Genomic DNA, 3,060 nt, shown 5'->3' with positions numbered 1-3,060 from the left:
AGGGGCTTCATCTTCTTGCCAGCGACCAGAAGCCCACGGTCCCGTTTTTCGTCTGACGCCCCACGAAATTCTCATCCTGCACCCGCCGTTTCGGCGGATTTTTTTCATGTCCGGAGATCAGCATGACCGAAATCATCCTTGAGTCCGAAAATGGCTATGCGTGGTCCGTCGTCCCGCCGGGTCAGCAGCCGACAAAGCCCCAGGTCATTACCATGAGTAGCTCGCACGGCTTTGGCTGGTCGGCGGAGAAAGGGGCGGGGGGTGGTGGACCGATCCCGATAGCTCCGCCTGAGTTGGTCCACGGCAACATCGTGCTGGTTGGCAGTGAGATCAACGCCATCCCCGGTCAATGGTCTGCCGGTGTCACGGTCGAGCGGGAGTATGTGCGCCGCGCGAACGGCACGGGCCCATGGCTGCCGACCGGAGTCACGTCCGGTCATTATAATGCTACGACTGTAGCTGACGTGGTGACATTGCGCGAGATCGGGACTGACGCGGAGGGCCGCAAGACCACGATCTACGCCCAGCCGTTCGCAACGGTGTATTCCGAGCCCGCTGTCATCACTGAGGCGACGCTGACGGGAACGCCGCTGCCGGGTGAGGCATATACCTCCTCGGCGGCGACTTTCTCCGGATATCCGACGCCCGAGGTCTCTCACTTTGTCCAGCGGCAGCTTGGCACGACGGGGGCTATCGAGACGGTCGCAGCGACCGGGGTCTTTGTCGCCGGTTATCGCTACCGACCCGCGACGCGCGGTTTCAGCTTTGCAGGCGAGGTCTGGTCATACGGCACTGGCTGGACGGCCGTCGTAGCAGACCCCGCGGTCGCGCCGACGGTCAGCCTGTCTCGCTCCCCGTCTGGCGCTATTACCGAGGGCGACACGGTCACGCTGACCGCGACGGCAACGGGCACGCCCACGCCGACTCCAGTGTGGGAAATCACTCGGAATGGCGCTCCCGTTACCGCTGATGGCGGGACGTGGCATCGGGAACTCGACGATATCGATGACGGCGACTACGTGGTCACTGTCACGGTCACGAACAGCGCGGGGTCTGCGAGCGATAGCATGTCGTTCACCGCTGACGCCGCAAGCACTGACGTCGCCCCCTATGTCATCACCAACCCCGCGATGCCATCGCTGACCGCTGGGTTGGCCGTCACCGTCCCAGCCGCCACGTTCGGCGGCACTCCGGCCCCGACAGCCACGCACAAAATCCAGCGGCGCTTACCCCCATCCGGGACGCCCGAGGACGTGTCGGCTGGGTTGGCCTTCACGCCCGCCGCGAATTACCAATATCGTCGGTCTTCCAGCGCCAGCAATGGCGTCGGCTCCCCCGCAGTGGCTGAAAGCGCATGGTCGGATACGGTCCCGCAGGTGGACTGGGCTTTCTCGGAGGCCAATGGCGTGCTGACGATTCCCGTGCATCCGGGCCAGCCGAATACTCCGTCGGTCACAGATATCACGCCGACAAGCGCGCGGATCGTGCCGGGCACGGCTCCGACGCCTGCTGTGACGCGTATGCTGATGGTGCCCAAGTCGGATTTCAATACAAGCCAGCCCGAGCTTACCGCATTCGGCAATGCCTTGTCATTTGCGGGCAATTCAACCTCGGACCACCTTCCCGGCACGCCTTACGTTTTCTGGCGTGAAAGCTATCAGGCGGATTTCGACACGCTGGCGGCTGTGGAATTTGTCGATACTTTTACGACCAATCTTAACTCCGATCTAACTGGCCACGTCGCTGATAGCGGGCAAACTTGGTCTGCGCCTCTATCGTCCACCAGCTTCAAAATCACGTCTGCCGGAAGGCTCCGAGGGACAACTAGCTCCGGGGCGCTCAATCTCCAGAAGTGTGGATACGAGCTGCCGATGGCCGGGGGTTACGTCGAGGCGAAGGCATCAGCTGTTGGGACGGGTTCCGGGACGGCGGCGCAGCGCCGCATAGGCGGCCTCGGATATGCCCCATTCATCATCGACGCAGACAATTTCCTCCAGCTCGTCTTCCTTGTCGCCAGTGCGGGTGGTTCTTCCGATGCAATCCAAGTCATAGAGCGAATTTCCGGGGAAAACCTTACCCGGATTAATTACTCTGTCCCCGGGATGGGAGATACAAAAGGGTCACACACAGCCCGCGTCTATGTCAACCGGACGACCAAAGCCCTGAGACTCCTTGTTGACGGTGTGGAAGTGGGGACAGGGATATACACTGGGTCATATCCGGCAGGGACCAAAACAGGGGTTCGCTGGGCTGGTCAAGGGGATTATCCATCAGACAACTCCGGCATGCAATTCACCGAACTTTCGGCGGGGGGGCTGTAATGGCGCTTTATCGCTATTGGCAGAGGGAAGCTGGGATATCTTCCAGCAAGCTCACGACCTCCACAGCGCTTGCATCGCTGATGTCGGGGCGGGGGTACAGCGTACGCACTCTCAGCGTGACGTCGGGCGAGTACACGACGGCCTCCGGGTCCACGGAGCAGCCGTTCACGGCGACGAGCACCTCGGGGGAGGTATCGATCTCGGGGATAATGCCGCCCGGTGCTCAACTCATCTATACGGATGATCCGCAGCGGCAGGCAATAATCTATCTCGGGGGCGGGGGAGGGGCGGTCGAGGTGTCCAGTCGGACGCCAGCCACAACTACCGATGCGTATGGCAGGACCATTCACGGGTCCACGCTGAACCCTCAGCCGCACCAAATTCCACAAGACGCGCCTCCGCCGCACGGCTATGACCAACGCGCCCGGACGACCGTCAATACGGACGTGAACGCCACGTTTTCTGCCAGCCGTGTAGCTCAATTCCCGCTGGCAATGCAGGTCAATGACACCTGTTCTTTCGCGCTATCACTTGTTCCCGGAACAACAGAAGAGAAGGGAAGCTACATCCGGGAATATTTTACCCTGACTATACTTGAGGGTTCTCCGCCGGTCGCGGCGGGGAAGAAAGTATTCGCTCCGCAGGTGGTCCGCACATCTCCAATGGGGGCAATTTTGGCGGACGTTGACGCGATTTACGCTTCTCTCCCACGATATTCCGCTGCTGGCACAGCGCCCCC

At 61.3% G+C, this 3,060-nt stretch carries 2 protein-coding genes; both read left to right on the top strand.

The genetic code is table 11. The features are described 5' to 3' along the window. The first annotated feature begins 122 nt into the window (after positions 1–122). Positions 123–2,321, top strand: a complete 2,199-nt coding sequence (locus CG51_RS18570; RefSeq protein WP_035747548.1) for a hypothetical protein — start codon at positions 123–125, stop codon at positions 2,319–2,321. 446 nt (positions 2,322–2,767) lie between these two features. Then, positions 2,768–3,060: hypothetical protein (locus CG51_RS20630; RefSeq protein ID WP_211254217.1), on the top strand; the 293-nt coding region annotated here is incomplete at its 3' end.

Source organism: Haematobacter missouriensis (assembly GCF_000740775.1).
GTDB classification, from domain to species: Bacteria; Pseudomonadota; Alphaproteobacteria; order Rhodobacterales; family Rhodobacteraceae; genus Haematobacter; species Haematobacter missouriensis.
The sequence above is the reverse complement of the archived record's forward strand: the minus strand, read 5'-3'. Positions and strand labels throughout refer to the sequence as shown.

Excerpts from the sequence above, each read along its gene's own strand:
- CG51_RS18570 (WP_035747548.1), top strand. The coding sequence starts at position 123 with ATGACCGAAATCATCCTTGAGTCCGAAAATGGCTATGCGTGGTCCGTC.